The 3,446-nt window shown below is 44.6% G+C and carries 2 protein-coding genes; one reads left to right on the top strand and one right to left on the bottom strand.

Annotated elements, in window-relative coordinates:
• Positions 1-909, bottom strand: a 909-nt coding sequence (locus AC805_RS20615; RefSeq protein WP_072143706.1) for an Rpn family recombination-promoting nuclease/putative transposase, incomplete at its 3' end; no start/stop codon positions are given.
• 166 nt (positions 910-1,075) lie between these two features.
• On the opposite strand from AC805_RS20615, the gene AC805_RS20620 reads away from it, so the two are divergent.
• A partial coding sequence (locus AC805_RS20620) for a DUF4347 domain-containing protein (protein WP_197278804.1) occupies positions 1,076-3,446 on the top strand: 2,371 nt, incomplete at its 3' end.

Below are 3,446 nucleotides of genomic sequence, written 5' to 3' on the forward strand. Positions count from 1 at the left end.
CCCCCCAGCCCCCCTTAAAAAGGGGGGAGAATTTAATTCTTCCCCCTTTTTAAGGGGGATTGAGGGGGATCTCTTAGAGCTTCTTCTCAATTCCGCAATTTCTGCCAAGCTAAGTCCAGTCGCCCGCGCGATCGCCTCATCATCCAGCATATCCAGCAATTTTGTAGCCATTTCTATCGTTGCCTCTGTCTTGCCTTGCTTCAGAGCCTTAGCGATCGCATTATGTTGATCTTGAATAAAGAACTCCTGATGTTGTAACTCATCTAATTCTTCAGCCGAGAGATTTCCTTCTCTGGCAAACTCAAAGGCTTGCCTAATTTCTGGTACTGAATTCATACTCTCTGGCACAACATCTAAGTCTAGGGCATGTCTGAGAAAATATAACCACTTGTCTGCCAAGGTTTCTAGATCCGCGATCGCTTTATCAAACTTTGGTAACTCGACAAACACTAACTCAAGATCGTAAATGGGATAATCAATCAAAAAGTCTTTCTCTTTTAAAATAAACCGAGAAGTTAATCGATCCATCTCTGGAAACATCTCAAAATCTGTAATTGTCAGTGCAATTACTGGATTGAGTAGTGAATAGGATTGCCCAATACCGAGTTGAATGGAATAAGCTTTGGCAGCATTGTAGAGAATCCGCTTTTCAAATCCTTCAATATTCAATACTTGCATCTCGATAATTACGCTTGTGTTGTTATCGAGCCTAGCTTTGACATCAAGATAGGTATCCTTAACTCCTCGAATGCGTGGAGCTAAGTAAGGATTGAGAATTTCTAATTGCGAGATCCTGCGATCGCCGTTATAAAGCATCGCATTCAAAAAACTGATCAAGACATCATGGCTTTGTTCAGAGCCAAAGATTTTCTTGAACGCAAAATCAGTTTTTGGACTAATAAATCTCATATGCTTATGTGAGTATTCCTCAGCTTCAGTCTAGCAAAAATTTGTTAAAATCTTTACCGCACGCTGATCTGACTGGACAGATTTTGATTCTGTTTTTTTAATAGCGATTACAGGGTAAATTAGGGTGATAAGAACTAGTAAAATTTTGATGGGGTTGTTGGAGATTATGCTGAAATCAACTTCGCGAATGTATGGGATAACAACGGCGATCGCGATCGCCCTAACTCCAGCCCTACTAGTGACAACTCCAGTCACAGCGCAATCGATCACCGCCGCGCAAGATGGTACAAACACCGTCGTATTGCCAAATGGACAAAGATTTGACATAACAGGCGGAACGCAAGCAGGGGCAAATCTCTTCCATAGTTTTCAGCAGTTTGGCTTAAGTCAAGGACAAATAGCCAACTTCCTCAGTCAACCCAACATTCAAAATATCCTTGGTCGAGTAGTTGGCGGCGATCCTTCCGTCATCAATGGCTTAATCCAACTCACAGGTGGAAATTCCAATCTCTACATCATGAATCCCGCAGGTGTGATTTTTGGGTCAAATGCGAGTTTAAATGTGCCAGCTTCTTTTACAGCTACGACTGCTAATGGAATTCAGGTTGGCAATGGTTGGTTTGGCATGAATACTAGCGTCAGTGATCTGAAGAATCTGACAGGAACTCCCAATGCTTTCGCCTTTACTAGTCCGACATCGCCACTAACTCAAGGACAAACTTCTGGCGCAATTGTCAATCAAGGAAATCTCAACGTATCGCAAGGGAAAAGTATTTCTCTAGTTGGTGGGATAGTGATCAATACAGGAACTATATCCACACCTAACGGCACGATCAATATCGTGGCTGTTCCTGATGGTAAGTATGTAAGGATTACGCCTGAAGGTGGTGTTCTTAGCTTTGATCTCCCGATCGCCACTCAGCAGGAATTGGGCAGTACCAAAGCGATCGCAGGAATTGATTTGCCAAAATTATTGACTGGTTCAGGGATTACCGCACCGACCAAAGCGGGAGAGGCGATCGCTACGGGTAATCTCACGGCAGCAAACATCAACGTCCTTGCCAATCGTTACAACACCACTCAAGCTTCTGTGAATGCGACCAACATCCAACAGGGTTGGAATTTTGTGTTCATCGACAGCACGGTTAAAAACTATCAAACATTACTTGATGGCACTAATGGCGGAAGTAGCGTGACGGTGATTAATCCAGACCAGTATGGCATTCAGAAAGTTACCGCAACTTTGGCTAGTGTGACGGGTGCAAATAGTTTGCATATTGTCTCTGAGGGAGATGTTGGTAATTTCTGGTTAGGCAAAGATTTTGTTAGTACTGAGAATATTGCTAAATATGCCAACGATCTCCAAGCTTGGAAGACTTCTCTATCTCCTGCGGCGAATATTCTGCTCTATGCTTGTAATCTCGCTAGTGGAGAGAATGGGGCGGCACTGGTTCAAGCAGTAAAGAATTATACGGGGCATGATGTCGCGGCTTCGACTGATATCACGGGTAGCAGTAAGCTTGGTGGAAACTGGAATCTAGAGTATCAGACTGGGAAACTGAATACGGGTGTGGTGTTTAGTTCTGAAGCCCAGAATAGTTATAACGGTCGGCTCGTTACTTTTACGGCTACGAATATTAATGATGCGGGGGCAGGATCGTTGAGGCAAGCTATTCTTGATGCCAATGCTTTAGCGGGCGCTGATAATATTCGGTTTGACCCGACTGTGTTTAATGGATCGCAAGCAGCGATTACTTTGGCTTCAACTTTGGCGATTAATGTCACTACTGGCGATCTGACCATCAGTGGCGCATTTGGAGCAAGCAATGTCACGGTGAGTGGCAATAATGCGGTGCGAGTCTTTGATATCGCGGGTAATGGCAATACCACGTTTGATAGTTTAAGAATTATCAATGGGAATACATCAGGCAATGGTGGTGGGATAAATAATAATGGAACTGGAGCCGTGACGCTCACCAATAGCACTGTCTCTGGTAATACGGCGAATATTGGTGGTGGGATTTATGGCAATGGAGCCGTGACGCTCACCAATAGCACTGTCTCTGGTAATACGGCGAATACTGGTGGTGGTGGGATTTATGGCAATGGAGCCGTGACCCTCACCAATAGCACTGTCTCTGGTAATACGACGAATACTGGTGGTGGGATTTATGGCAATGGAGACGTGACCCTCACCAATAGCACTGTCTCTGGTAATACGGCTAATGCTTTTGGTGGTGGGATTTATGGCAATGGAGCCGTGACGCTCACCAATAGCATTGTCTCGGGTAATACGGCTATTAATGGTGGTGGGATTTATGGCAAGGGAGACGTGACCCTCACTAATAGCACTGTCTCTGGTAATAGGGCGAATATTGGTGGTGGGATTTATGGCAATGGAGTCGTGACCCTCACCAATAGCACTGTCTCGGGTAATACGGTTAATGCTTTTGGTGGTGGGATTTATGGCAATGGAGCCGTGACGCTCACCAATAGCACTATCTCTGGTAATACGGCGCTTAATGGTGGTGGGATTT

The sequence above is a fragment of the Pseudanabaena sp. 'Roaring Creek' genome (genome assembly GCF_001402795.1).
GTDB lineage: Bacteria > Cyanobacteriota > Cyanobacteriia > Pseudanabaenales > Pseudanabaenaceae > Pseudanabaena.